This is a genomic window from Sphingobium agrisoli (assembly GCF_041877245.1).
Lineage (GTDB): Bacteria > Pseudomonadota > Alphaproteobacteria > Sphingomonadales > Sphingomonadaceae > Sphingobium.
The window spans coordinates 62,748-86,113 of the sequence record NZ_JBHDJI010000005.1 but is presented as its reverse complement, the minus strand read 5'-3'; the positions used below and the strand labels follow the sequence as shown (position 1 = coordinate 86,113).

The 23,366-nt window shown below is 66.5% G+C and carries 26 protein-coding genes; 16 read left to right on the top strand and 10 right to left on the bottom strand.

Annotation, left to right across the window (positions count from 1 at the left end; genetic code table 11):
* Positions 1–25 precede the first annotated feature (25 nt).
* A complete protein-coding gene (locus ACETPF_RS10310) occupies positions 26–1,687 on the top strand; it encodes a caspase family protein (RefSeq protein WP_373934386.1) in 1,662 nt (553 codons plus the stop codon).
* Between the two features lie 24 nt (positions 1,688–1,711).
* Here the strand turns inward: ACETPF_RS10310 and ACETPF_RS10305 are convergent, their stop codons facing one another.
* Entirely contained in the window at positions 1,712–2,362 is a 651-nt protein-coding gene (locus tag ACETPF_RS10305; protein WP_373934385.1) for a hypothetical protein, read from the bottom strand.
* Here ACETPF_RS10305 and ACETPF_RS10300 point away from each other — a divergent pair.
* The gene (locus ACETPF_RS10300) at positions 2,361–3,290 is read left to right on the top strand and encodes a toll/interleukin-1 receptor domain-containing protein (RefSeq protein ID WP_373934384.1); all 930 of its coding nucleotides are present in this window, start codon (positions 2,361–2,363) and stop codon (positions 3,288–3,290) included. The two genes, ACETPF_RS10305 and ACETPF_RS10300, sit on opposite strands and share 2 nt — an antisense overlap.
* A gap of 97 nt (positions 3,291–3,387) precedes the next feature.
* Here the strand turns inward: ACETPF_RS10300 and ACETPF_RS10295 are convergent, their stop codons facing one another.
* On the bottom strand, positions 3,388–4,146 hold the full coding sequence (locus tag ACETPF_RS10295) for a class II aldolase/adducin family protein (RefSeq protein ID WP_373934383.1): 759 nt from the start codon (positions 4,144–4,146) through the stop codon (positions 3,388–3,390).
* 225 nt (positions 4,147–4,371) lie between these two features.
* Here ACETPF_RS10295 and rpsU point away from each other — a divergent pair, with 225 nt between their 5' ends.
* Positions 4,372–4,578 carry a 30S ribosomal protein S21 gene (gene rpsU / locus ACETPF_RS10290; protein ID WP_328275699.1) on the top strand — a complete coding sequence of 69 codons (207 nt, stop codon included), beginning with the start codon at positions 4,372–4,374 and terminating at the stop codon, positions 4,576–4,578.
* A gap of 80 nt (positions 4,579–4,658) precedes the next feature.
* Positions 4,659–5,213: an FKBP-type peptidyl-prolyl cis-trans isomerase gene (locus ACETPF_RS10285; RefSeq protein WP_373934382.1), complete on the top strand. Its 555-nt coding sequence runs from the start codon at positions 4,659–4,661 to the stop codon at positions 5,211–5,213.
* 65 nt (positions 5,214–5,278) lie between these two features.
* Here the strand turns inward: ACETPF_RS10285 and ACETPF_RS10280 are convergent, their stop codons facing one another.
* From ACETPF_RS10280 to pyrE, 5 genes are all read right to left on the bottom strand, one after another.
* Entirely contained in the window at positions 5,279–5,608 is a 330-nt protein-coding gene (locus tag ACETPF_RS10280; RefSeq protein ID WP_373934381.1) for a hypothetical protein, read from the bottom strand.
* Positions 5,609–5,675: 67 nt separating this feature from the next.
* Positions 5,676–6,572 (bottom strand): signal peptidase I, encoded by an 897-nt coding sequence (gene lepB / locus ACETPF_RS10275; protein WP_373934380.1) that lies wholly within the window; start codon positions 6,570–6,572, stop codon positions 5,676–5,678.
* A complete protein-coding gene (acpS, locus tag ACETPF_RS10270; RefSeq protein WP_373934379.1) occupies positions 6,569–6,970 on the bottom strand; it encodes a holo-ACP synthase in 402 nt (133 codons plus the stop codon). The genes lepB and acpS overlap by 4 nt, the downstream gene beginning before the upstream one ends.
* Before the next feature lie 133 nt (positions 6,971–7,103).
* Positions 7,104–7,832: a pyridoxine 5'-phosphate synthase gene (locus tag ACETPF_RS10265; protein ID WP_373934378.1), complete on the bottom strand. Its 729-nt coding sequence runs from the start codon at positions 7,830–7,832 to the stop codon at positions 7,104–7,106.
* Positions 7,833–7,841: 9 nt separating this feature from the next.
* The gene (gene pyrE / locus ACETPF_RS10260) at positions 7,842–8,423 is read right to left on the bottom strand and encodes an orotate phosphoribosyltransferase (RefSeq protein WP_373934377.1); all 582 of its coding nucleotides are present in this window, start codon (positions 8,421–8,423) and stop codon (positions 7,842–7,844) included.
* Positions 8,424–8,711: 288 nt separating this feature from the next.
* On the opposite strand from pyrE, the gene coxB reads away from it, so the two are divergent.
* The 9 genes from coxB (at position 8,712) to ACETPF_RS10215 (ending at position 17,190) form a co-directional block, all read left to right on the top strand.
* Positions 8,712–9,752 (top strand): cytochrome c oxidase subunit II, encoded by a 1,041-nt coding sequence (coxB, locus tag ACETPF_RS10255; RefSeq protein ID WP_373934376.1) that lies wholly within the window; start codon positions 8,712–8,714, stop codon positions 9,750–9,752.
* Between the two features lie 15 nt (positions 9,753–9,767).
* Entirely contained in the window at positions 9,768–11,462 is a 1,695-nt protein-coding gene (gene ctaD, locus ACETPF_RS10250; RefSeq protein WP_373934375.1) for a cytochrome c oxidase subunit I, read from the top strand.
* 84 nt (positions 11,463–11,546) lie between these two features.
* Positions 11,547–12,455: a heme o synthase gene (locus ACETPF_RS10245; protein WP_373934374.1), complete on the top strand. Its 909-nt coding sequence runs from the start codon at positions 11,547–11,549 to the stop codon at positions 12,453–12,455.
* Entirely contained in the window at positions 12,452–12,589 is a 138-nt protein-coding gene (locus ACETPF_RS10240) for a cytochrome c oxidase system small membrane protein (RefSeq protein ID WP_373934372.1), read from the top strand. The genes ACETPF_RS10245 and ACETPF_RS10240 overlap by 4 nt, the downstream gene beginning before the upstream one ends.
* Complete coding sequence (locus ACETPF_RS10235; protein WP_373934371.1) at positions 12,589–13,164, top strand: cytochrome c oxidase assembly protein; 576 nt, start codon at positions 12,589–12,591, stop codon at positions 13,162–13,164. Before ACETPF_RS10240 ends, ACETPF_RS10235 begins: the two co-directional genes overlap by 1 nt.
* A 36-nt stretch (positions 13,165–13,200) precedes the next feature.
* Positions 13,201–14,031, top strand: a complete 831-nt coding sequence (locus tag ACETPF_RS10230) for a cytochrome c oxidase subunit 3 (protein ID WP_373934370.1) — start codon at positions 13,201–13,203, stop codon at positions 14,029–14,031.
* An 88-nt stretch (positions 14,032–14,119) separates the two neighbouring features.
* The gene (locus ACETPF_RS10225) at positions 14,120–14,779 is read left to right on the top strand and encodes an SURF1 family protein (protein WP_373934369.1); all 660 of its coding nucleotides are present in this window, start codon (positions 14,120–14,122) and stop codon (positions 14,777–14,779) included.
* Between the two features lie 44 nt (positions 14,780–14,823).
* Positions 14,824–16,224, top strand: coding sequence for a threonine synthase (thrC, locus tag ACETPF_RS10220; RefSeq protein WP_373934368.1), 1,401 nt, complete (start codon positions 14,824–14,826; stop codon positions 16,222–16,224).
* 96 nt (positions 16,225–16,320) lie between these two features.
* The gene (locus tag ACETPF_RS10215) at positions 16,321–17,190 is read left to right on the top strand and encodes an RsmD family RNA methyltransferase (RefSeq protein WP_373934367.1); all 870 of its coding nucleotides are present in this window, start codon (positions 16,321–16,323) and stop codon (positions 17,188–17,190) included.
* Between the two features lie 4 nt (positions 17,191–17,194).
* Here ACETPF_RS10215 and ACETPF_RS10210 read toward each other — a convergent pair whose 3' ends face one another.
* The 3 genes from ACETPF_RS10210 to rnd are packed head-to-tail and all read right to left on the bottom strand — an operon-like array spanning position 17,195 to position 19,051.
* A complete protein-coding gene (locus tag ACETPF_RS10210; RefSeq protein ID WP_373934366.1) occupies positions 17,195–17,584 on the bottom strand; it encodes a nuclear transport factor 2 family protein in 390 nt (129 codons plus the stop codon).
* A complete protein-coding gene (locus ACETPF_RS10205; RefSeq protein WP_373934365.1) occupies positions 17,577–17,873 on the bottom strand; it encodes an I78 family peptidase inhibitor in 297 nt (98 codons plus the stop codon). Before ACETPF_RS10205 ends, ACETPF_RS10210 begins: the two co-directional genes overlap by 8 nt.
* Positions 17,874–17,884: 11 nt before the next feature.
* On the bottom strand, positions 17,885–19,051 hold the full coding sequence (gene rnd, locus ACETPF_RS10200; protein ID WP_373934364.1) for a ribonuclease D: 1,167 nt from the start codon (positions 19,049–19,051) through the stop codon (positions 17,885–17,887).
* A gap of 128 nt (positions 19,052–19,179) precedes the next feature.
* Here rnd and aspS point away from each other — a divergent pair, with 128 nt between their 5' ends.
* The 3 genes from aspS to ACETPF_RS10185 all read left to right on the top strand — a co-directional run bounded on the left by aspS (position 19,180) and on the right by ACETPF_RS10185 (position 23,294).
* Complete coding sequence (gene aspS, locus ACETPF_RS10195) at positions 19,180–20,964, top strand: aspartate--tRNA ligase (protein ID WP_373934363.1); 1,785 nt, start codon at positions 19,180–19,182, stop codon at positions 20,962–20,964.
* A 145-nt stretch (positions 20,965–21,109) separates the two neighbouring features.
* Complete coding sequence (locus ACETPF_RS10190) at positions 21,110–21,898, top strand: polyphosphate kinase 2 family protein (RefSeq protein ID WP_373934362.1); 789 nt, start codon at positions 21,110–21,112, stop codon at positions 21,896–21,898.
* Positions 21,899–21,980: 82 nt separating this feature from the next.
* Positions 21,981–23,294, top strand: coding sequence for a methyl-accepting chemotaxis protein (locus tag ACETPF_RS10185; RefSeq protein WP_373934361.1), 1,314 nt, complete (start codon positions 21,981–21,983; stop codon positions 23,292–23,294).
* Positions 23,295–23,366: the final 72 nt, after the last annotated feature.

The window sequence follows — 23,366 nt, the reverse complement described above, 5'->3', positions numbered from 1 at the left end:
CAATAAAAAACCGTGGGGACATCCAATGTCGACGGGGCGACGTGGACTCTGGGCAACAGTATTAACGGCCTTTGTCACACTATTTGTTGATCCAGGTTGTGCTTTTGCCGAGACGCGCGCGCTGCTTGTCGGTTCCTGGCAGTTCAAATCCAAACTTATCATGGACTTGGCCGGACCGGAAAATGATCTGGCCGCGATGGAGACGCTGGTCCGGGGGCAGGGCGCGCAGGACGTCACCGTTCTCCGCAACGAAGGCGTGAGTCGCACCACGGTCGAGACCGCGCTCCATGCGCTGGGGCTGCGCTCGAAGCCGGGTGACTGGATCTTCCTCTATTACACCGGCCATGGCGCGCTCGCCGAAGCGGCGGTCAAGGGAACGCGCGACGGCGACACCGACCAGTTCCTGCCGCTGCCCGGCTTCGACCCCGACGTGCAGGACGCCGAGCGCTTCATCGTCGACAAGGATTTCTACACCTGGCTGTCGCTCTATGTGCCGCGCGGGGTGCAGGTGCTGATGATGGCCGATACGTGCCATTCGGGCACGCTGCACCGCTCCGTTGATCCCCGCGTGCGCGGCATGGCCCCGCGCCTGACGCTGGGCGCGCGCAATGTCGAGTTGGCGGCCCGGCCCGCGCCCCGTTTTGCCAGCGTGCTGGCAGCCGGCGAGGCTGCGCCGGCGGGGGCGACGCGCGACGATCTGCCCAACCTTTTCTACATCAGCGCCGCGCGCGACGACCAGATCGCCTGGGAAAACGCGCTGCCGGTGGAGGGCGCGCCGACGCGCGGTTTCCTGACCTGGTCGTTCGAGCAGGGATTGACGACGCCGCGCCCCGACGGGCGGGGCATGGCGGCCGACCAGGATGGCGACGGAAGCCTGTCGATTGGGGAACTGGGCAGCTATCTCAACGTCCAGGTGCGGATGCTGAGCGGGCAGCGGCAGGAGAGCAACACCGTCATTCCGCCGGGGCGCGAGGGGCAGGGGCTGTTCGCCGCGGTGCCGCCGCCGCCCGCCCCGCCCGCGCCCCCGCCGCTGCCCGGCCTCTATGTCGCGGACGTGAAGGCGCGGGCGAGCGTGACCGGCGATTATCCCTGGCGCATCCTGACCGACGGGCAGGGCGCGGACTTCGTGTGGGACGCGCGCGCACAGGCGATGCTGCGGCGCACGGGCGACGTGGTGGCGCAGAATGTGCGGACGGCGGCGCAAGTGCGCGGCGTCATCGAAAAGTGGGCGGCGCTCGAAGCGTTGCGGCCGATGCTGTCCGAACAGGCGGCGCGGCTGATGGTCGGCCCGCAGGAAAATGGCGCGCGCTACCCCGCCGGGGCGCCGGTGACGCTGGCGCTCGCCCAGACGCAGGTCGCGAGCGGGCCGCGCTACGCCACCGTGTTCAATATCGCGGCGGACGGCACGGTGCAGCGCCTCTATCCCGTGGCGGAGCAGGACAGGGACGGCGAGCTCGCGCCCGGCCAGTCGCTGCCCGTGCTCGAAAGCCAGGTCATCCCGCCCTATGGCGCGGACCATGTCGTCGCGCTGGTGACGCCGCAGCCGCCGCAGGATTTCCGCCTTCTGCTGCGGACGGTCGAGAATCAGCGTGCGTCGGCCCGGCTGGTCGCGCCGATCCGGGACGTGCTGGCGAAGAATAGCGGCCAGGCGAGCCTGACCATCGGCGAACTCTATACCGGGAATTGAGGGGCGATGCGCTCTGCCTGCCCCCTAATTGCTGAGGATAACCGTGCGGCTGCGCGCGGCGCTCTTGTTGCCGATGTCGACGCGATACTGACCCGACGCGCGCGGCGTCACCGCGCAGACCGGCGCATAATCGGCATTGTCGTCGAGGCAGAGCTGCTTGCCCGAAGCGTCGAGCAGGCGGATATACATATTGGTGCCAATGTCGCCAATCGCGCCGATCCGCAGCGGCTCGCCGCCCTTGGCGGTGACGTTGAACCGATAGGCATTGCGCGGATCGACGTCGAGCACGCGGCGCACCAGCCCCTTGCCGAAGGCGGAGGCGACGACGCCGCGCCCGGACGATTGCGCCATGCGGATCTGGAGCAGCAGCGCCTGGTCGTCGCGCGCCAGCGTCCTGGCCTCCGCGAACAAGGCGTCGGGCGAGAAGGCGGCGTCGCCCTCGGCCGGCTTCGCGCCATCGGTCATCGGCACCTGCTGCAACATGCGCGCGGCGGTGAGCATGGCGTAGGGATCGCGCTCGCGCCGCGCGAAGTCGGCGACCTGCCGCGCGGCGATCGCCTGCGCGAAGGGATCGGCGGGCTTGGCTGCCGGGGCGGGCGCAACCGGGGGCTGCTGCGCGGGCGCGGGGCCGGCCATCAACGTCGCGGCGCTCGCGACTAGGATGAAGCGCATCATGTCCAATCCCCTCGGCAAGATTTTCTCCGCCCCGGTAGATACCGCCGCCGCCGTCGGAAAGCCAGTGCTGGCGGGCGGCGCGGAACTGGCCGGCTTCGCGCACAAGCAACTGAGCGCGCTGGTGGGCGGCGGCAGCAGCCGCTACGCCGCCTTCATCAGCTACAGCCATGCCGACATGAAGGTCGCGCGCTGGCTGCACCGGGGAATCGAGAATTATCGCGTGCCCAAGGGGCTGGTCGGCACCATGGGCGAGCGCGGGCCGATCCCGGCGCGGCTGCGGCCGGTGTTCCGCGACGAGGACGAGTTGGCGGGCGCGGCCGAGCTGGGGCCGAAATTGCAGGGGGCGCTGGCGCGGTCGGACGCGCTGATCGTGATCTGCTCGCCGGCGGCCGCGCGGTCCCAATGGGTCGACAAGGAAATCCGCGCGTTCAAGACGATGAACCCGGACGCGCCGGTCTTCGCCGTGATCGCCGCCGGAACGCCGGGCGACGCCGCGCAGGACTGTTTCCCCGCGCCGCTGCTGTTCGCGCTGGACGAGGATGGCGAACTGGACCGGACCCGGCCGTTGGAGCCGCTTGCGCCCGATCTTCAGAAGAATGAGCGCAATGTGGTGAAATTGAAGCTCATCGCCGGGCTGCTGGGCGCGTCCTATGCCGCGCTCTACCGCCGCGACCAGCGCCGCAGCCGGCGGATCGCGGCGGGGCTTTCGGCCGCCGCGCTGCTGCTGATCATCGTATTGTCGGGCCTCTCGATCGCCGCCTTCACTTATGCGCGCATGGCGGTGAAGGAGCGCAACGCGGCGCTGGCTGCGCGGAAACTGGCCGAGGAGAATGCCGACAAGGCGGAGCGCCGCGCCTGGCTCGCCCAGGTCGCGGCACAGGAGGTGCGGCGGCTGGCGGCGGAGGGGCAGAGTTGTCCGCGGCCTTGATGTAGGATGCCGTGCTCCTGCGAAAGCAGGAGCTCAGGATGGAGGGCAACCCAGCCGACCCTAGGCTCCTGCTTTCGCAGGAGCACCTAACGCGATTTTACTCCCGCCAGCTGGGATCGATCCGGTCGATAACCCGCACCAGCGACTGAAAATCGGGCACGCCCGGCCCGACCGGCAGCTGAACGCCGGAAAGGTCGCGTTGATGCACGGCGATCACCTCGGGCGGAATATCGACCGGCGTCCCCGCAGCGCCGGCGGCGACCTGAATTTCGCAGGCGCGCTGGAGCAGCCATTGCTGGAGGAAAGCTTCGGGCAGGCTCCCCGCCATCACCAGCGTGCCATGGTTGCGCAGCATCATGATGCGTCTGTCGCCAAGGTTGGCGATGAGCCGCTCGCCTTCGTCGGGGCGGATCGTGACGCCCTCGAAATCGTGATAGGCGATGCGGCCGATGAAGGCGGCGGCGTAGAAGCTGATCGGGCGCAGCCCTTCGGCCACCGCGCTCACCGCCATGCCGGCGGTGGTGTGGGTGTGGATGATGCAATGCGCGTCGGGCAGATGGCGGTGGAACACGCTATGCTGGGTGAAGCCGGCGCGATTGACGGGATAGGGGCTGCCGTCCAGCACTTGCCCGTCAATGTCGATCTTGACCAGGTTCGACGCGGTGACTTCGTGATAGCCAAGGCCGAAGGGGTTGATCAGGAAGGCCGCCGGCTCGTCGGGCACGCGCAGGGTGATGTGGTTGTAGATGAGTTCCGACCAGCCCAGATGGTCGAAGACGCGGTAGCAGGCGGCGAGCTGCTGGCGTGCCTCCCATTCGGCGGCGGACATATCGGGCCGTTGCGCGGCGGTTGCCATGGCGATCCTCCTTATGCTTTATGGCCGCACTATTCCCGCCCCCCGCGCAAATGTCGAGAGCGCGGGCTTTGGGCTTGAATTTGCGGGCTCGCGCTGGTAGGGCGCCGCCCACATGGCGCGGGGCGACCCGCGACGACTCACTGGCTTTGCTATTCGGTCGGCCCGTCGGGAAGGATGTAATGGTCCCGGCGAATCGATCGTTTTCGATTGGAGATTGACGGACTTATGCAGATCATCGTTCGCGACAATAATGTCGACCAGGCTCTTCGCGCGCTCAAGAAGAAGCTGCAGCGCGAGGGCGTGTATCGCGAAATGAAGCTGCGCCGTCACTATGAGAAGCCGTCGGAAAAGCGCGCCCGCGAAAAGGCCGCCGCTGTCCGCCGCGCTCGCAAGATGGAGCGCAAGCGCGCCGAGCGCGACGGCGTCAAGTAAGACGCCGCCCTAGCGGGGTCGGTTTGCGCCGGCCTGCCACAGCCTGACTTCCTGCTTCATACGAGCGAGCTTTACGCCCCATGTCCACAACGGCTGTCCCACTTCGTCCCATCGCCAAGGGCTCGCTGACGCGCCTCTGGATCGGCGTCGCGCTGGTTGCGCTGGCGGCGGGCGGACTGGCCTGGGCCGGGCAGCAGGGCGTTGAGCCTTCGCCTTCCGCCTTCCTGACGAGCAATGCCCATGCCGATGGCGTCGTGACGACCGAATCGGGCCTTCAGTACAAGGTGCTGGACGATGGGGCCGGCCCGAGCCCGACCACCGCCGACGTGGCGCTGGTGGGCTATAAGGGCACGTTGCTCGACGGCACGGTGTTCGATGAAAATCCGCAGGCGCCGATGCCGGTCGACGGCGTGGTGCCGGGCTTTTCCGAAGGGCTTCAGAAGATGAAGAAGGGCGGCAAATACCGCCTCTGGATTCCGCCGCAGCTTGGCTATGGCGACCGCGAGGCCGGCCCCATCCCCGCCGGATCGGTGCTGGTGTTCGACGTGACGCTGCACGATTTCAAGTCGAAGGCGGAGCTGATGCAGCTTCAGCAGCAGATGCAGCAGGGCGCGGCGCCGCAGCCTGGCCGCTGATCGGCCAAAGCCGGACGAGAGAAACGAGGGGTCGGTTTCCGGCCCCTTTTCTTTTGCCCGGTCGGTCAGGCGTGACCCTGACACACCTCGTCGTCGAGCGCATTGGCCGGCAGCAGGTCGCTGTCGCCGATCTTCTCCTCACCAGCGAACAGGCGGTCGAGTCGGGCCTTGATGTCGCGGCGATACTCGGTGGTGGCGACCGACCGAGGGGCGGACACTTCGATGTCGCAGGCGATGGCATTCTTGATGCGATCGACCGCCGCTTCGTCCAGCACGCCGGCGCGACGCAATTCCATGCACAGCTGCAACAGCCCGGCGGCAGTGGCGTGCGCGCGCAGGCCCACATTGGTCAGTTCGAAATGCAGCTTCTTCTGCTTGTCCAGATGCTGGGTCATGGCGTTCCGACTCCTCTCCGCGCGATGATCATGACAGAGAAACGGGAAGGCGTCGCCCCCCGTTCCATCAGTCGCGTCGCGGAACGCTCGCCGGGCGGAGGCTGTTGCCCGCACGGCCGGACCGGAAGGCGTGGAGCCAGCTGATCGGGTTCCAGGTCGCGTTGCCGTCCAGGCTGAAGGTGATGAACTCGGCCCGGCCGCCGATCGCTTCCCATGGCACCGGGCCGCCCAGGCCATTTTCCTCCAGCGGCGCGCGGCTGTCGGCGCTGTTGTCGCGATTGTCGCCCATCAGGAAGACATGATCGGCCGGCACCCGGACCGGGCCGTACCAGTCGAGCGCGCTCGGCCCCGTGTCGATCGTGACATAGGTCTTGCCGTTGGGCAGGATTTCCTGCCGCACCGGCAGTTCGCACCAGCTCTTGCCGTCGCGGTCGGTCACCAGCGCGCCGGGGAATTGCAACGGCGGGCAGGGCGCGTTGCCGTCGACGGGGATGCGCAGGGGTTTCAGCGCCTTTTGCGGCACGACCGTTCCGTTCAGAATGACCTGACCGCCGCGCACCTCCACGATGTCGCCGGGCAGGCCGATGACGCGCTTGATATAATCCTCCCGCCGGTTGGGCGGCGAAACGATGACGATGTCGCCGCGTTCGGGCAGGCGACCGAGGATGCGGCCCTTCAGGAAAGGCAGCGGATGGAAGCTGGGCGAGACATAGGACCAGCCATAGGGAAATTTGCTGACGACCAGCCGGTCGCCGGTCAGCAGCACCGGCATCATCGATTCGGACGGGATATAGAAAGGCTTGGCGACGAAGCTGTGGAAGGCGAGCACGGCCAGGATCAGCAGAGCGATGCTCTTCATCTCCTGCCACCAGTTGACCGGCGTCTTGGGGGGTGCCGCCTGCTGTTCTTCGGGAAGGTCGATGGCCGTCACGGGCTGGCTTTCGCTGGGGAGGTCTTCGCTCATAGGGGGAGCGCCTCGATGATGACGAACGCCTGCGCCCATGGGTGATCGTCAGTGAGCGTCAGATGAACGATGGCCCTGTGCCCGGCGGGAATCATCGAATCGAGCCGGGCCTTCGCGCCGCCGGTGAGGGCGAGGGTCGGCGCGCCCGACGGAGCGTTGACGACGCCGATATCCTTCATGAACACGCCGGCCTTGAAGCCCGTGCCCACCGCCTTGGAGAAGGCTTCCTTGGCGGCGAAGCGCTTGGCGAGCGTGCCCGCGCGGGTGAGGGGGCGGCGCGCGGCCTTGGCCTGCTCGACCGGCGTGAAGACGCGCTGCACGAAGCGGTCGCCGAAACGGTCGAGCGAATTCTGGATACGATCGACATTGCAGAGGTCGGAGCCCAGGCCGATGATCATGACGGCCCCCCCAGGCCGTCACCCCGGCGCAGGTTGAAGTGAGGCACGTGACTCGCTTCAAGGTCTCGTGCGGCTATGTGCCACGCCTGCGGCCCGAGACCCCAGCCTTCGCTGGGGTGACGAAGAGCCTCACTCACCGCGCCAGATCCATCTGCCGGCGCATTTCGCGGATGCTGCCTTCCAGCCCGCCGAAGATCGCCTCGCCGATCAAGAAATGGCCGATATTGAGTTCGGCGATCTGCGGAATGGCGGCGATCGGGCCGACATTGTCGAAGGTCAGGCCATGGCCGGCATGGGGCTCGATGCCATTCTTGGCGGCGAGTGCGGCGGCGTCGGCGATGCGGCGCAGTTCGGCGGCGCGCGCCGATCCGTCGAGATGGGCATAGGCTCCGGTGTGGAATTCCACCACCGGCGCGCCGAGCCGGATTGCCGCGTCGATTTGGCGCGAGTCCGCCTCTATGAACAGGCTGACGCGGATGCCCGCTTGCGTGAGCGTCGCCACGACCGGCTGGAGTGCCGCGAATTGCCCGGCAGCGTCCAGGCCGCCCTCGGTCGTGCGTTCCTCACGCTTTTCCGGCACGATGCAGGCGGCATGGGGGCGATGCTTGAGCGCGATGTCCAGCATCTCCTGCGTCGCCGCCATTTCCAGATTGAGCGGCACGTCGAGGGCCGCCATCAGCATGGCGATATCCTCGTCGCGGATATGCCGCCTGTCCTCGCGCAGATGCGCGGTGATGCCGTCCGCGCCCGCCTTTACGCCAAGCAGCGCCGCTTTCACCGGATCGGGATGCGCGCCGCCGCGCGCGTTGCGGATGGTGGCGACATGGTCGATATTGACCCCGAGGCGCAGCGGCGTGGACATGGGAGCCGTTTACTGCTTTCGGCTGCCGGGCTTGGTCGCCGGGATCGCCGCCAGTTCGGGCGGCACCGCGTCGGCCTCATAGACCGGGAAGTTGATCGACACGAGCGGGTAGAAGGGCACGCCCAGCTCCACTTCGCCCGCCGACCGGTCCACCAGAGCGGCTTCGGCGATGACGACCCCGCCTTCCTTCTCCACCGCCTCGATCGCCTGGCGGGACGAGAGGCCGGTGGTGACGACATCCTCCACCATCAGCACCTTCTGACCCGGCGCGATCGTGAAGCCGCGCCGCAGCTCGAATACGCCCTCGGGCCGTTCCAGGAACACCGCATCCTTGTCCAGCGCGCGGCCGACTTCATGCCCGATGATAAGGCCACCCATGGCGGGCGAGACGACGAGATCGATCTCCTGCCGCAACTCACGGGGCAGCTTCTGCACCGTCGCGCGGGCGAGCCGACCGGCGCGCTCGGCGTTCATGAGCACGCGCGCGCATTGCAGGTAATTGGCGCTGCGGCGGCCCGACGAGAGGATGAAATGTCCTTCGAGCAGCGCGCCCGCCGCCCGGAATTCCGCCAATACCTCTTCGTCCGTCATGCCGTTCCGTCTGTCCTGTCGCGCGGCGGCCAAGACGCCCGCCGGCCGCTATTCGTTCGCATGGCGGGCCTTGCCACCCGCCACGATCGCGCCCCCATGCGCGGCCTTCTGCCGATAGGCGGCGAAGGGGAGCGTTGCAACAGCGAAGAAAATCTGCTCCCAGATGCTTGAGGCAAGGGAAAAGCCTGCCTATAAGCCGCCGCAGAACCGGACGGGCGAGGACAATAGGGCGCTTTACCATGCGTCTTCGTTGCAGCGGCGCCGAGGGGTTAGGGGTACGAAGACACTATGAAGACGGTGAAATCTATCGTTCTTGCGGGGCTGCTGGCCTTGGCGCCGACACTGGGTGCGGGCGGCGCGGCGCTGGCGCAGGACAATGGCGCCATGGCGGCAGCGCCGGCGCTGGCGACTCCGGTGGATGCCGATCCGAAATCGTCCGACCCCGGCGCGCCCGCCGATTCGGCCGACGCCAATGTCGCCAACGTTTCTGCCGCCGCGCCGGCCGCCAAGGTCGCCGCGCCGCCGCGCATGAAGCCGACCGAGGGCATCGGCATGCCGCGTCCGGGCGAAATGACGTTGCAGGAACAGTTCAGCCCCACCGGCCATACGGCCCGCTGGCTGCACGACATCATCCTGCTGCCGATCATCACGATCATCTCGATCTTCGTGCTGGCGCTGATGCTCTATGTCATGGTCCGCTATCGCCGCGCGGCCAACCCGGTGCCGTCCAAGACGTCGCACAACACCTTCATCGAAGTGGTGTGGACGGTGGTGCCGGTACTGATCCTGCTGGCGATCGCCGTGCCCTCGATCGGGCTGCTCGCCGACCAGTACAAGCCCGCGCCCAAGGATGCGCTGACCGTCAAGGTCACGGGATATCAGTGGTATTGGGGTTATGAATATCCCGACAACGGCATCCCCGAATATGTGTCCAACATGTTGCCGGAGGACAAGGCGAAGGCCAATGGCGAGCCTTATCTGCTGGCGCCCGACAATCGTCTGGTGCTGCCGGCCGGCCGGCCGATCAAGTTGATCATCACCGGCGCGGACGTGATCCATGCCTTCGCCGTGCCCTCGCTCTGGCTCAAGATGGACGCCGTGCCGGGCCGCCTCAATGAAAAGACCGTGTTCATCGAGAAGCCGGGCGTCTATTACGGCCAGTGTTCCGAACTGTGCGGCGCGCGGCACGGCTTCATGCCGATCGCGGTCGAGGCGCTGCCGCCCGCCCAGTTCGACCAGTGGGTCCAGTCGCAGGGCGGCACGCTGAAGGGCGCGGCCCCCGCCGCGACCGCCGCCGCCGCGACCGCTACGGCCCAAGAAAAGATTTGATAGGGTAGGAACGCCATGACCACCATCACCGCAGATCATCACGGCGGCGCCCATGACCATGGGGCTCATGATCACCATGATGCCGATCACAAGCCGGCCTTCTTCCAGCGCTGGTTCATGTCCACCAATCACAAGGACATCGGCACCCTCTATCTGATCTTCGCGATCGTCGCCGGCATCATCGGCGGCGCGATATCGGGGCTGATGCGCGCCGAGCTGGCGCATCCCGGCATCCAGTATCTGCACACCTGGGCCATGTATATGGACGGGCCGGACGCGACGCTGGACCAGGCCTATCATCTCTGGAACGTGCTCATCACCGCCCACGGCCTCATCATGGTCTTCTTCATGGTGATGCCCGCGATGATCGGCGGCTTCGGCAACTGGTTCGTGCCGATCATGATCGGCGCGCCCGACATGGCCTTCCCGCGGATGAACAATATCAGCTTCTGGCTGCTCATCCCCGCCTTCGCCCTGCTGCTGGGGTCGACCTTCGTGCCCGGCGGCACCGGCAATGGTGCGGGCACCGGCTGGACCGTTTATGCGCCGCTCTCGACCAGCGGGTCGGCTGGGCCGGCGGTCGACATGGCGATCCTTTCGCTGCACATTGCGGGCGCATCCTCGATCCTGGGCGCGATCAACTTCATCACCACCATTCTCAACATGCGCGCGCCGGGGATGACCCTGCACAAGATGCCGCTGTTCGTCTGGTCGGTGCTGGTCACCGCCTTCCTGCTGCTGCTGGCGCTGCCGGTTCTCGCCGCCGCGATCACCATGCTGCTGACCGACCGCAATTTCGGCACCACCTTCTACGACGCGGCCGGTGGCGGCGATCCCGAGCTGTACCAGCATCTCTTCTGGTTCTTCGGCCACCCCGAAGTCTATATCATGATCCTGCCGGGCTTCGGCATCATCAGCCAGATCGTCTCGACCTTCAGCCGCAAGCCGGTGTTCGGCTATCTCGGCATGGCCTATGCCATGGTCGCGATCGGCGTGGTCGGCTTCGTCGTGTGGGCGCACCACATGTTCACGACCGGCATGTCGGTTAACGTGAAGATGTATTTCACCGCCGCCACCATGGTCATCGCGGTGCCTACGGGGGTCAAGATCTTCTCCTGGATCGCGACCATCTGGGGTGGGTCGATCAGCTACAAGACGCCGATGGTCTGGGCGCTCGGCTTCATCTTCCTGTTCACCGTGGGCGGTGTGACCGGCGTGGTGCTGGCCAATGGCGGCGTCGATGACGTGCTGCACGACACCTATTATGTCGTCGCCCACTTCCACTATGTGCTCTCGCTGGGCGCGGTGTTTGGCCTGTTCGCGGGCTTTTACTACTGGTTCCCGAAGATGTCGGGCCGGATGTATAACGAGTTCCTCGGCCAGCTGCACTTCTGGGTGTTCTTCATCGGCGTTAACCTGCTGTTCTTCCCGATGCACTTCCTGGGCCTCAGCGGCATGCCGCGCCGCTACCCCGACTATCCGGCCGCGTTCGAGCATTGGAACTGGGTCGCCACCACCGGCTATATGGTGATGGCAGCGGGCATGGCGGTGTTCTTCGTCAACCTGATCTGGTCGCTCGCGGCCGGCAGGAAAGCGGAAGGCAATCCGTGGGGCGAAGGCGCGACGACGCTGGAATGGACGCTGCCCAGCCCGCCGCCTTTCCACCAGTTCGAAACGCTGCCGGTGATCGACGACGCCGCGCACCATTGACGGTGTGAACTTCGCCGGGGGACGGATGCGATCCGACCCCCGGCACCGCATGAAAGCCCGCCCGTTGCGCGGGCCGGAACAGTTATGACGACCGCGACATTTGCCCCTGTCTCCATGCCTGCCGACTGGCGGGATTTCGTGGCTTTGACCAAGCCGCGCGTGATGACGCTGGTCGTGTTCACCGGCCTGTGCGGCCTGCTCGCCGCGCCCGGCCATATCCACCCGGTTCTCGCCTTCACCGCGATCCTGTGCATTGCGCTGGGCGCAGGCGCGGCCGCCGCGCTCAACCAGTGGTGGGAAGCCGATATCGACGCGAAGATGAAGCGCACGGCCGCGCGCCCGCTGCCGGCCGGCCGCATGGATCGTCAGGCGGCGCTGCATTTCGGCGTCGGCCTCTCCTTCTTCTCGGTCATCCTCATGGGCATGGCGACCAACTGGCTCGCCGCCGGGGTGCTGGCCGTCTCGATCCTGTTCTACGTCTTCGTCTATACCATCTGGCTGAAGCCCCGCACGGCGCAGAATATCGTCATCGGCGGTGCGGCCGGGGCCTTCCCGCCGGTGATCGGCTGGGCAGCGGTGACGGGCGACGTCAGCGCGCTGCCGGTCGCGCTCTTCATGCTGATCTTCTTCTGGACGCCGCCGCATTTCTGGGCGCTCGCTCTGTTCGTGAAGACCGATTACGCCGCTGCCGGCATTCCCATGTTGCCCGTCGTGTCGGGCGAAGTCGCGACCCGCCGCCAGATCTGGGCCTATACCGCGATCATGGCGGTGGCCGCGCTCGCGCCGGTGCTGCTGCGCCTCACAGGCCTCATCTATGGCGCGACCGCGCTGATCGGCACGCTGGTCTTCGCCGCGCTTGCATTTCAGGTCTATCGCCGGCGCGAGAGCGATCCGACCCGCATGATGCCTGAGCGGCGGCTGTTCAAATATTCGATCCTCTACCTCTTCCTGCTGTTCGGAGCGGTGGTCGTCGACCGCTGGCTGCTGGCATGACGCCCGAGGAACAGGAACAGATCCGCGCTCGGCAGAAGAGCCGCGCCGTCATGACCGGGCTGCTGCTCGGCTTCCTCGTCATCCTCTTCTTCGCCATCACCCTGGCGAAGATCGGCGCGAGCCATAACATCTGATGGCCGCGCTGCCGCCATCGCCCTTTGACCGGGACCGCCGCAACCAGCGCACGATGCTGTTCGCGGCGGGTATCGGCCTTGCCATGCTGGGCCTGGGCTTCGCGTCGGTGCCGCTTTACCGCATCTTCTGCGAGCAGACCGGGTTCGGCGGCACGACCCAGCGCGCGGAGGCGGCGACGAACGTGCCGGTCGCGACCGGGCACAGCATGTCGATCCGATTCGATTCCAACGTCCAGCCCGGAATGCCCTGGCGCTTCCAGCCAGAGCATCCGACCCAGACGGTGACGGTGGGGGCGAAGTCGATGGCGATCTTCGTCGCGAAGAATCTCTCCGACAAACCGGTGACCGGCACTGCCGCCTTCAACGTCACCCCGACGCAGGCCGGGGCCTATTTCACCAAGATCCAGTGCTTCTGCTTTACCGAGCAGACGCTCAAGCCCGGGCAGGAGGTGCGGATGCCCGTCCTCTATTATGTCGATCCCAAGATATTGGCCGACCCGGACAACAAGGATACGCAGCAGATTACGCTTAGCTATACCTTCTACCCTGTTGAGCAGGGCAAGAAGGCGGGCTAAGGACGACACGATAACAGCCACGGGGAAGAGAGCGACATGGCCGGCGCCAAGAATCACGATTATCATATTCTCCCGCCCAGCATCTGGCCGCTGTTCGGCTCGATGTCGGCGCTGGTGATGGCGTTCGGCGCGATCATGTGGATGCACCCCGATGCGATGGGTCCGGGCGGCGGCTGGGTGTTCCTGATCGGCGTCGCGGGCGTGCTCTTCACCTTTTACAGCTGGTGGGGCAATGTCATTGCCGAGGCGCATGCCGGCGATCATACCCCGGTGGTGCAGCTTCACCTGCGCTACGGCATGATCCTGTTCATCGCGTCCGAAGTCATGTTCTTCGTCGGCTGGTTCTGGGCCTTCTTCGACTTTTCGCTGTTCCCGAGCGCGCTGGCGCCGATCGAAGGCATGTTCCCGTCGAAGGGCGTGGAGGTGATGAACGCGTTCGAGCTGCCCCTGCTCAACACGCTGATCCTGCTCTGTTCGGGCACCACCGTCACCTGGGCGCACCATTCGCTGATCCATGGCGACCGCGACGGCCTGATCAAGGGGCTGTGGTGCACCATCATCCTGGGCGCGATCTTCAGCTGCATCCAGGCCTATGAATATGCCCATGCGCCCTTCGCGTTCGGCGGCAATCCCTATAGCTCGAGCTTCTACATGGCGACCGGCTTCCACGGCTTCCATGTTCTGGTCGGCACCATCTTCCTGATCGTCAATCTGGTCCGCGCCTATAAGGGGCACTTCACTCCGCGTCAGCATTTCGGCTTCGAAGCGGCAGCCTGGTATTGGCATTTCGTCGACGTGGTGTGGCTGTTCCTGTTCGTCGCCGTCTATGTCTGGGGCGGCTGGGGTGCGCCAGTCCACGGCGGCTGAGGCATTCGCCTCCACTGAGAAAGATGATCGGCCGGGGCGAAAGCTCCGGCCGTTTTCTTTTGCGCCGCCGGCCGCTATCACCCATCCCATGACCGACGCGCCCGTCCGATCTCGCATTCCCCTGATCCCCACGATCATCGTCGTGGCCGCGATCCTCATAATGATCGCGCTCGGCGTGTGGCAGCTCCAGCGGCGGGGTGAAAAGGCGCAGGCGCTTGACCTTGCCGCGACCAACCCGGCGCGCGCGCCGGTCGCCTTCCCCAAATTGCCGCCAGTCTCGCCCGACTTGCTGTTCCGCCGATCGTCCGTCCATTGCCTGCGCGTCGTGGGGTGGCAGGTCGAGGCAGGCCGCGCCGCCGACGGCTCGACCGGCTATCGCCATATCGCGCAATGCGCGACGGGAGCGGAGGGGCCAGGGGCCTTGGTCGCGCTTGGCGTCGGGCAGAAGCCCGACCAGACACTGACCTGGACCGGCGGGCAGGTGGAGGGCTGGATCAGCGAGGAGCCCGATCATCGCGCGCTCCTGAGCCGCGTGACGGGCAACGCCCCGCCGTTGCGGCCGATGCTGATCGCGAGAAGCGCGCCGGCCGGTTTCAAGGCCGTGGCACCGCCTAGCGCCGCCGACATCCCCAACAACCATCTCGCCTATGCGGTGCAATGGTTCTTCTTCGCCGGGGTCGCGGCGATCATCTATGCGCTGGCGCTGCGGCGGCGGAATATCGGGGCTGCGGGGCCGCAAAAGCCTTAATTGCTTGCCCCTAGGGCGGGCCGGCGCTACCGCGCTTCTCCATCATGCAGTATCAGAGCAGCAGAGGGAGCGCGCCGGCGCTCGGGTTCGAAGATGTGACGCTGGCGGGGCTGGCGTCCGATGGCGGCCTGTATCTGCCGACGGAGTGGCCCGCTTTTTCGCCCGAGCAGATCCGCGCCCTCGCCGGCCTCTCCTATGTCGAGACCGCGGTGCGGGTGATGGCGCCTTTCGTCGCCGGGTCGCTGAGCGAAGACGAACTGCGCGATCTGTGCACTGCCGCCTATGCGCGCTTCAGCCATAATGCGGTGACGCCGCTGGTGCAGCTCGACCATCAGCACTGGCTGCTGGAACTGTTCCATGGGCCGACGCTCGCGTTCAAGGATGTGGCGCTGCAACTGCTCGGCCAATTGTTCGAGCGCTTCCTGTCGCGGCGCGACGATCATATCACCATCGTCGGCGCAACATCGGGCGACACCGGATCGGCGGCGATCGACGCAGTGGCGGGCCGGGCGAAGATCGATATCTTCATGCTGCATCCCGAAGGCCGCGTGTCCGACGTGCAGCGGCGGCAGATGACGACGGTGCTCGCCCCCAACGTCTATAATGTCGCGATCGATGGCAGCTTCGACGACGCACAGGCGCTGGTGAAGGCGATGTTCAACGATCCCGCCTTCTCCGGCCGGTTCAACCTGTCGGCGGTGAACAGCATCAACTGGGCGCGGCTGATGGCGCAGGTCGTCTATTATTTCTACGCGGCCGTGCGGCTGGGCGCGCCCGAGCGGCGGGTCGCCTTTTCCGTCCCCACCGGCAATTTCGGGGACGTGTTCGCCGGCTATGTCGCGGCGAAGATGGGGCTGCCCGTCGCGAAGCTGATCGTCGCCACCAACGTCAACGACATCCTGCACCGCGCCCTGTCCGACGGCGATTACAGCCAGGGGCAGGTGGTGCCGACCGCGACGCCCAGCATGGACATACAGGTCAGCTCCAATTTCGAACGGCTGCTGTTCGACGCCGGCGGGCGTGACGGCATTGCCTTGGCCGAGCAGATGCGCGGGTTCGAGGCGGCAAAGGCGATGCGCCTTACCAATGCACAAAGGGAGGGCGCGGCGCATCTGTTCCGTTCCGCCCGGATCGACGCGGACGGCATGACGACCGCGATGCGCTGGGCCTATGACGGCGCGGGCCAGATCATCGATCCGCACAGCGCAATCGGGCTGGCGGCGGCGCGCGAGGCGGAGATCGACGCTGACGTGCCCATCGTTACGCTGGCAACGGCGCATCCTGCCAAGTTCCGGGACGCGGTGGAGCGCGCCACCGGCGTTCGCCCGCCGCTGCCCGGCAGGGTCGGGGATTTGTTCGCGCGCGAGGAAAGCTATGTGAAGCTGCCTGGGACGTTCGAGGCGGTGACCGCCTATGTCGCCGAGCGGGCGATCCCGCGCGGCTAATCCCAGCATCCGTTCGGTTCGAGCTTGTCGAGAACCGGATGCGCGCCGTTCTCGCCCTTCGACAGGCTCAGGATTTCGAACCGAACGGGAGTGGTTATGAACTTGCAGACCCTCATCGGCGAACCCTGGTCCGACTACGGCCTGCTCGATTCGGGCGACGGGCGCAAGCTGGAGCGCTATGGCCGCTTCCGCTTCATCCGGCCCGAGCCGCAGGCGATGTGGAAGCCCGCGACGACCGACTGGCGGGCCGACGCCGAGTTTATTCCCGGATCGGACGAGGATGGCGGCGGCCGATGGTATTATGAAAGGCCGGTGCCCGCCGAAGGCTGGCCGCTCACATGGCGCGAGGTGACCTTCCAGTCGAGCTGCACGCCCTTTCGTCACCTCGGTTTCTTTCCCGACATGGCGCCCATATGGGACGATCTGCGCGGGGCGATCGCCGACAAGCCCGATGCGGAGGTCATGAACCTGTTCGGCTATACCGGCGTCGGCACGCTGGCGCTGTCGGCCGGCGGTGCGCGCATGGTGCATGTCGATGCGTCCAAGAAATCGGTGGCGCAGGCGCGCGCCAATGCCGCGCTGTCGGGCATGGAGGGTCGGCCCGTCCGCTGGATCGTCGAGGACGCCGCCAAGTTCGTCGCGCGCGAGGTGCGGCGCGGGCGGCGCTATGACGGCATCCTGCTCGATCCCCCCAAATATGGGCGCGGCCCCGACGGCGAAGTCTGGCGGCTGGAGGAAGACCTTCCTGGCCTGATCGCCAATTGCCGTGCGCTGCTCGACGCCGACAGCCGCTTCCTGTTCCTCACCGTCTATGCCGTGCGCATGTCGGCGCTGGCGATCGGCGAACTGCTGCGGCAGGCTTTCGCCGACCTCCCCGGCACGGTCGAGGCCGGCGAACTGGCGGTGCGGGAGGAGGCGCGGGGCATCGCGCTGCCAACGGCGATCTGGGCGCGGTGGAAGTGCTGACCGCTCAGGCCATCGTCGCGTAGATTTCCGCCTCGATGACCCATTTGCCGCCCACGTCGCGCCACTTGGCGCTGTAGCTGCCCGATGCCTGAGTGACGCCCCCGACGACGCCCTGCCAAGCGCCCAGTTCCATCGCGATCGGCTCGACCGGCGAGACGCTGATGGTCTGCGGCGTGCGCGTGTAGATCATCCGCGCCGTCGCCGCGAACTCCCGCTTCCATGCCTGAAGCTGCGCCTTTCTTCCTGAAAGGACCGCGCTGTCGGTGCCCGTCATCATTATGACGTCGGGTGCCAGCAGCGGACCGATCGCGGCAAGGTCGCCCTCGGCCAGCGCCCGGTTGAAGGCGGCGCGGGCGAGGCGGATGGCAAGGTCGGCGGCGGCGTTTTCAGCCACAGCGCGCGGAGGTAATCACCATCGACTCGTCATAGCTGACCGTCAGCCGATCGGCGCGATAGTCCATCGTCATCGCCATGCCGGGGCCGCCCCAGCGCAGCGTCCGCGCGCCCGACGCCTTGAGCAACGCCGCGCCGGTCTCCGCGCTCGCCTTCTGCCCCACAAACGCGTCCAGCGCCTCGCCCTGGCATGGTCCTTCGGCAGCGGCGAGCGTCGTCGTCGGTCCTTCACCGGTTGCGCCAGCGCAGGCGGTCAGGCTCAGGAGGCCGCCCATGATCATCGTCCGCATCGTCGCTCTCCTCATTCCGTCCGCGTCATCTTGAGCCGGCCATTCTTGACCGCGAACGCCATGCGCCCCTCGACCAGATCGACCGCGTCGCGCCCGAACTGCTCGTAGCGCCAGCCTTCGAGGATCGAGAGACCGTCGCGCACGCCCGCCGCCAGTGCGTCGATGTCGTCGGTCCGCGCGATCAGCCGGGCGGCGACATTGATGTCGCGCGACCGGATTTTCAGCAGCAGCTTCAGCAGGTCCGCGACCAGCGCGCCATCCTTGCCCAGCCCCGGCCGGCGCGGCTCGCGATCGGGCATCTCGTCGCGGCCGAGCGGCTGCGCGCCCCGGATCGCTGCCATCAGCCGCGCGCCGATATCGTTGGTCTTCCAGGTGGCGGAAAGGCCGCGCACCTTGCCCAGGTCTTCCTGCGTGCGCGGCGGATGGCTGGCGATGTCGGCCAGTGTCTCGTCCTTGACGATGCGGCCGCGCGGCAGATTCTTGTCGCGCGCCTCGATCTCGCGCCAGGCGGCCAGCGCTTTAAGCCGCCCCAGCACGTCCGGCTTCTTGCTGGCGATGCGGACGCGCTGCCAAGCCTCCGCCGGGTCATTCTCATAATTGGAAGGATCGCTGATCCGCTCCATCTCCTGATCGAGCCAGTCGCCGCGCCCCGTTTTCCGCAACTCCTCCAGCATGCGCGGGAAAATCTGGATGAGGTAGGTGACGTCGCCGATCGCATAGTCGATCTGGCGCTTGTCGAGCGGCCGCCGCGCCCAGTCGGTGAAGCGCGCGCCCTTGTCGAGCTGCACGCCCATCCAGGCGTCGACCAGATTGCCGTAGCCGATCTGTTCGCCCAGCCCCAGCGCCATCGCCGCGATCTGCGTGTCGAACATCGGGTGGGGGGTCTTGCCGGTCAAATTGTGGACGATCTCTATGTCCTGCCCGCCGGCGTGAAAGACCTTCAGCACATCCTCATTATTCACCAGCAGGTCGAGCAGGGGCTTTAAGTCCAGGCCCGGTGCCTTGGGGTCGATCGCCGCTGCCTCATTGGGGTCGGCCACCTGAACCAGGCAGAGTTCCGGCCAATAGCTGTTCTCGCGCATGAACTCGGTATCGACGGCGATGTAGGGCGATTTGGCGATGCGGGCGCAGAAATCGGAAAGCGTCTTGCTGTCGGTGATCAGCGGATGGATTTGCATATGGTCTTCGATCTTATTATGGGCTGGCCCGCTCCCCGGCGGGCTGGTCGAACCTCGACAGTTCCGGCCATAGCGGGGCTGCACCACTTTGTCATTTCCGTAAAACGAAGCCGAAAGACCAAAACGCCATGCACGCCTATCGCACCCACACCTGCGGCGCCCTGAACACGGGAGAGGTCAGGAATGATGTGCGCGTGTCGGGCTGGGTCCACCGCAAACGCGACCATGGCGGCGTGCTGTTCGTCGATTTGCGCGACCATTATGGCATCACCCAGATCGTGGCGAAGGCGGACAGCGAGCCGCTCAAGACGCTGGAAAGCCTACGGCTTGAATCGGTCGTGACGATCGAGGGCAAGGTGGTCGCCCGCGCGGCCGAAGCGATCAACCCGAAGATGGCGACCGGCGAGATCGAGATCGTGGCCGATCGCGTGACGGTGCTGTCGACGGCCGCCGAGCTGCCGCTGCCGGTTGCGGGCGAGCAGGACTATCCCGAGGACATTCGCCTGCGCTACCGCTTCCTCGACCTGCGCCGCGAGACGCTGCACGCCAATATCGTCAAGCGGACACAGGTTATCCGCGACATGCGCCGCCGGATGGAGGACGCGGGCTTCACCGAATATTCGACGCCGATCCTGACGGCGAGCAGCCCGGAAGGCGCGCGCGATTTCCTGGTGCCGAGCCGCATTCATGCCGGGAAATTCTACGCTCTGCCACAGGCGCCGCAGCAATATAAGCAGCTGCTGATGGTTGCCGGCTTCGACCGCTATTTCCAGATCGCGCCCTGCTTCCGCGACGAAGACCCGCGCGCCGACCGGCTGCCCGGCGAATTCTACCAGCTCGACCTCGAAATGAGCTTTGTTACGCAGGAAGACGTGTGGAACACGATGGAGCCGGTCATCGCCCAGGTGTTCGAGGCGTTCGCGGACGGCAAGCCGGTGACGCCGGCGGGCAGCTTCCCGCGCATTCCTCACGCCGAGGCGATGCTGAAATATGGGTCGGACAAGCCCGACCTGCGCAACCCGATCCTCATCCAGGACGTGACCGAGCATTTCGTCGGATCGGGCTTCGGCATCTTCGCCAGCCTTGTGGAGAGCGGCAGCGTCATCCGCGCCATTCCCGCGCCGGGCGCGGGCGCGGGCAGCCGCAAATTCTTCGACGACATGAATGTCTGGGCGCGGGGCGAGGGCTATTCGGGTCTTGGCTACATCAACATCAAGGATGGCGTGCCCGGCGGCCCGATCGCCAAGAATCATGGCGAGGAAGCGACGGCGAAGCTGATCGCGGCGCTCGGCCTCGGACCCAATGACGGCGTGTTCTTTGCCGCGGGCAGGGAAAGCCAGGCCGCCAAGCTCGCTGGCCTCGCCCGCATCCGCATCGGCGAGAGCCTGGACCTCATCGACAAGGACCGGTTCGACCTGTGCTGGATCGTCGACTTCCCCTTCTACGAATATGACGAGGAAGAGAAGAAGATCGACTTCGCGCACAACCCCTTCTCGATGCCGCAGGGGGGACTCGAGGCGCTGCAAACGCAAGACCCGCTGACGCTCAAGGCCTATCAATATGACATGGTCTGCAACGGCTATGAAATTGCGTCGGGATCGATCCGCAACCAGTCGCCCGAGGCCATGGTCAAGGCGTTCGAGCTGGTCGGCCTCAGCCAGGCAGACGTGGAGGAACGCTTCGGCGGTCTCTACCGCGCGTTCCAGTACGGCGCGCCGCCCCATGGCGGCATGGCGGCGGGCGTCGATCGCATCGTGATGCTGCTGTGCGGCGCGCAGAATCTGCGCGAAATCACGCTCTTCCCGATGAACCAGCGCGCCGAAGACCTGCTCATGGGCGCGCCCGGCCAAGCGGAACTCAAGCAGCTGCGCGAACTCCATATCCGCGTCGTGGAGCCGCAGGCGAAGGGCTGACAGGAGGTAGCCTCTCCACCGTTCCGTTCGAGCTTGTCGAGAACTGTTCTCGATACGTATTCTCGGCTACTCTCAAAGCCTGTCCTGAGTGCCTGCTGCAAGCCGGCAGTCGAAGGGGCCACTCGAACCGACCGGGAGAGAAGCGTTGACCATCGACCTTGCCGACTACGAAAGCGGCGCGAAGTACGAGGGCGACTACGACGCCGATCTCGCCGCGCTCCAGGAGCGGCTGGCGAAGATACAGGTTGCGCATATCCTGCACGACCGGCGCAGCGTCATCCTGCTGGAGGGCTGGGACGCGGCGGGGAAGGGAGGCATCATCAAGCGGATGACGGCCGATTGGGATCCGCGCTATTATCAGGTCCACCCGATCGCCGCGCCGAGCGAGATCGAGCGCGATCATCATTTCCTCTGGCGCTTCTGGACCCGCCTGCCCGCCGGGCGCAACATCGCGATCTTCGACCGCAGCTGGTATGGCCGCGTGCTGGTCGAGCGGGTCGAAGGCTTTTGCTCCAAGAAGGAGTGGAAGCGCGCCTATGACGAAATCAATGCCTTTGAAAAGCAGCAGGCGCAGGCCGGGACCAATATCGTCAAGCTGTTCATTCACATCACGCAGGAGACGCAGGACGAGCAGCTGGCACAGCGGCTCGACACGCCGTGGAAGCGGTGGAAGACCGGCGCGGACGATTATCGCAACCGCGCGCGCCGCGCCGACTATCTGGACGCGATGCACGCCATGTTCGCCAAGACCGATACCAAGCATGCGCCCTGGCAGGTGATCGACAATAATCATCGCAAGGCCGGGCGTATCGCGGCGCTCACTTACGTCGCGGATCGGCTGGAGAAAATGGTGCCGATGGACTTCCCGGATGCGGACCCCGCCGTCATCGCGCTGGCGCGAGAGGCCTTCGGCTATCGTCCCGCCGGCGCCTGAAAGCCGCAGAAAAACTGGCATTGTCACGATAGTGTCACGAAATTCTAACCCCCGGTTTACCATTGGTCGGTAGGTCGGGCGCATGGCTTCCACCGCCCGCCTCATCGCACCCGATCCGCTGCCGGCGCTTATGCCTCAGGCAGAGGAGAGCCCCGTCGTCCGGCTCGGCCAGCCGCTGAGCGATGCGGTCGATCAGTTCCAATATGATGCGGGGTTGCGGCTGCTGCCGGTGCTCGACGGGCGGGACCGGCCGGTCGGCGCTATCTATGAGCGGGACATGCGCCGCATCCTCTTCAACCCGTTCGGCCATGCGTTGCTGCGCAATCCCAGCTTCGGGGGGCGGCTGGACGATCATGTGCGGCCCTGCGCCACGGCCGAGCAGAGCGAGAGCATCGAGGCGCTGGTCGATCTCTACGCCGCGCAGGGGACGGGGTGCGACGGGCTGATCGCGACTGACAGAGGTGTCTATGTCGGTGTCCTGGGCGGGCCGCTGCTGCTGCGCCTGACCGCCGAGCGCGACGCGCGGATGGCGCTGGCGCGTGCGTCGCGGGCCGAGCATGTCAGCCGCGAAAGCGCCGCCTTTCGCGAAGACATTGCCGCGATGATCGCCGATATGGCGAAGATGGCCGATCGCCTGGCGGGACTTGCAGCGCAGGCGGCCGAGCGCGCGGCCGGCGACGGGACGGATTCCGCCGCCATGGCGGTCGCCGCCGCGCAGACCGCCGAACGCCTGCATCGGCTTGCCGCCGGCGGCGCGGAATTGGGGCAACTGTTCCGGTTGATGGAGGCCGAAGCCCAGGCGGCGGGCGCGGCGATCCGCGAGGCGGCGGCATATAGCCGGTCGGGCGCGGCGCGCAGCGCGGCGCTCAGGGCCGAAGCAGACAGCATCGGCGAGGTCGTGGCGCTGATCGACAGCATCGCGCGGGCGACCGCCATGCTCGCGCTCAACGCCAGCATAGAGGCGGCACGGGCCGGCGAAGCGGGGCAGGGCTTCGCGGTCGTCGCGCGCGAGGTCAAATCGCTGGCGCAGCAGACGCGCGACGCTGCCGCCAGCATCGCCGGGCGGATCGACCATATCCGCACCGGCATCGGCGATGTGGCTGCCGGGCAGGCGCATATCGATGCGACCATGGCGCGCGCCGACAGCCTGTCCGCCGCGATCTTCGACGCGGTCGCGCGTCAGAGCGCCTTCAGCCGCACCATCGCCGACAGCGTGGCGGAAGCCGGCGCATCGAGCGATCATATCCGCGCCGGCGCGCGGCAGATCAGCGACAATGCCCAAGCGAGCGTGGTGGCGGTGGGCGGCCTGCGCGACGTCGCGAATAGGCTTGCGGGCGAGGCGCACCGGCTGGAGCAACGGGCGGGCGGCTTCATCGCCGCGATCCGCGCGGCCTGAACGCCGACGCAAAACTAGGACTGGCGTGGCGCTCCAAAGCCGTTAGGCTGCCTGTTCAAACAGAAGGAGAGG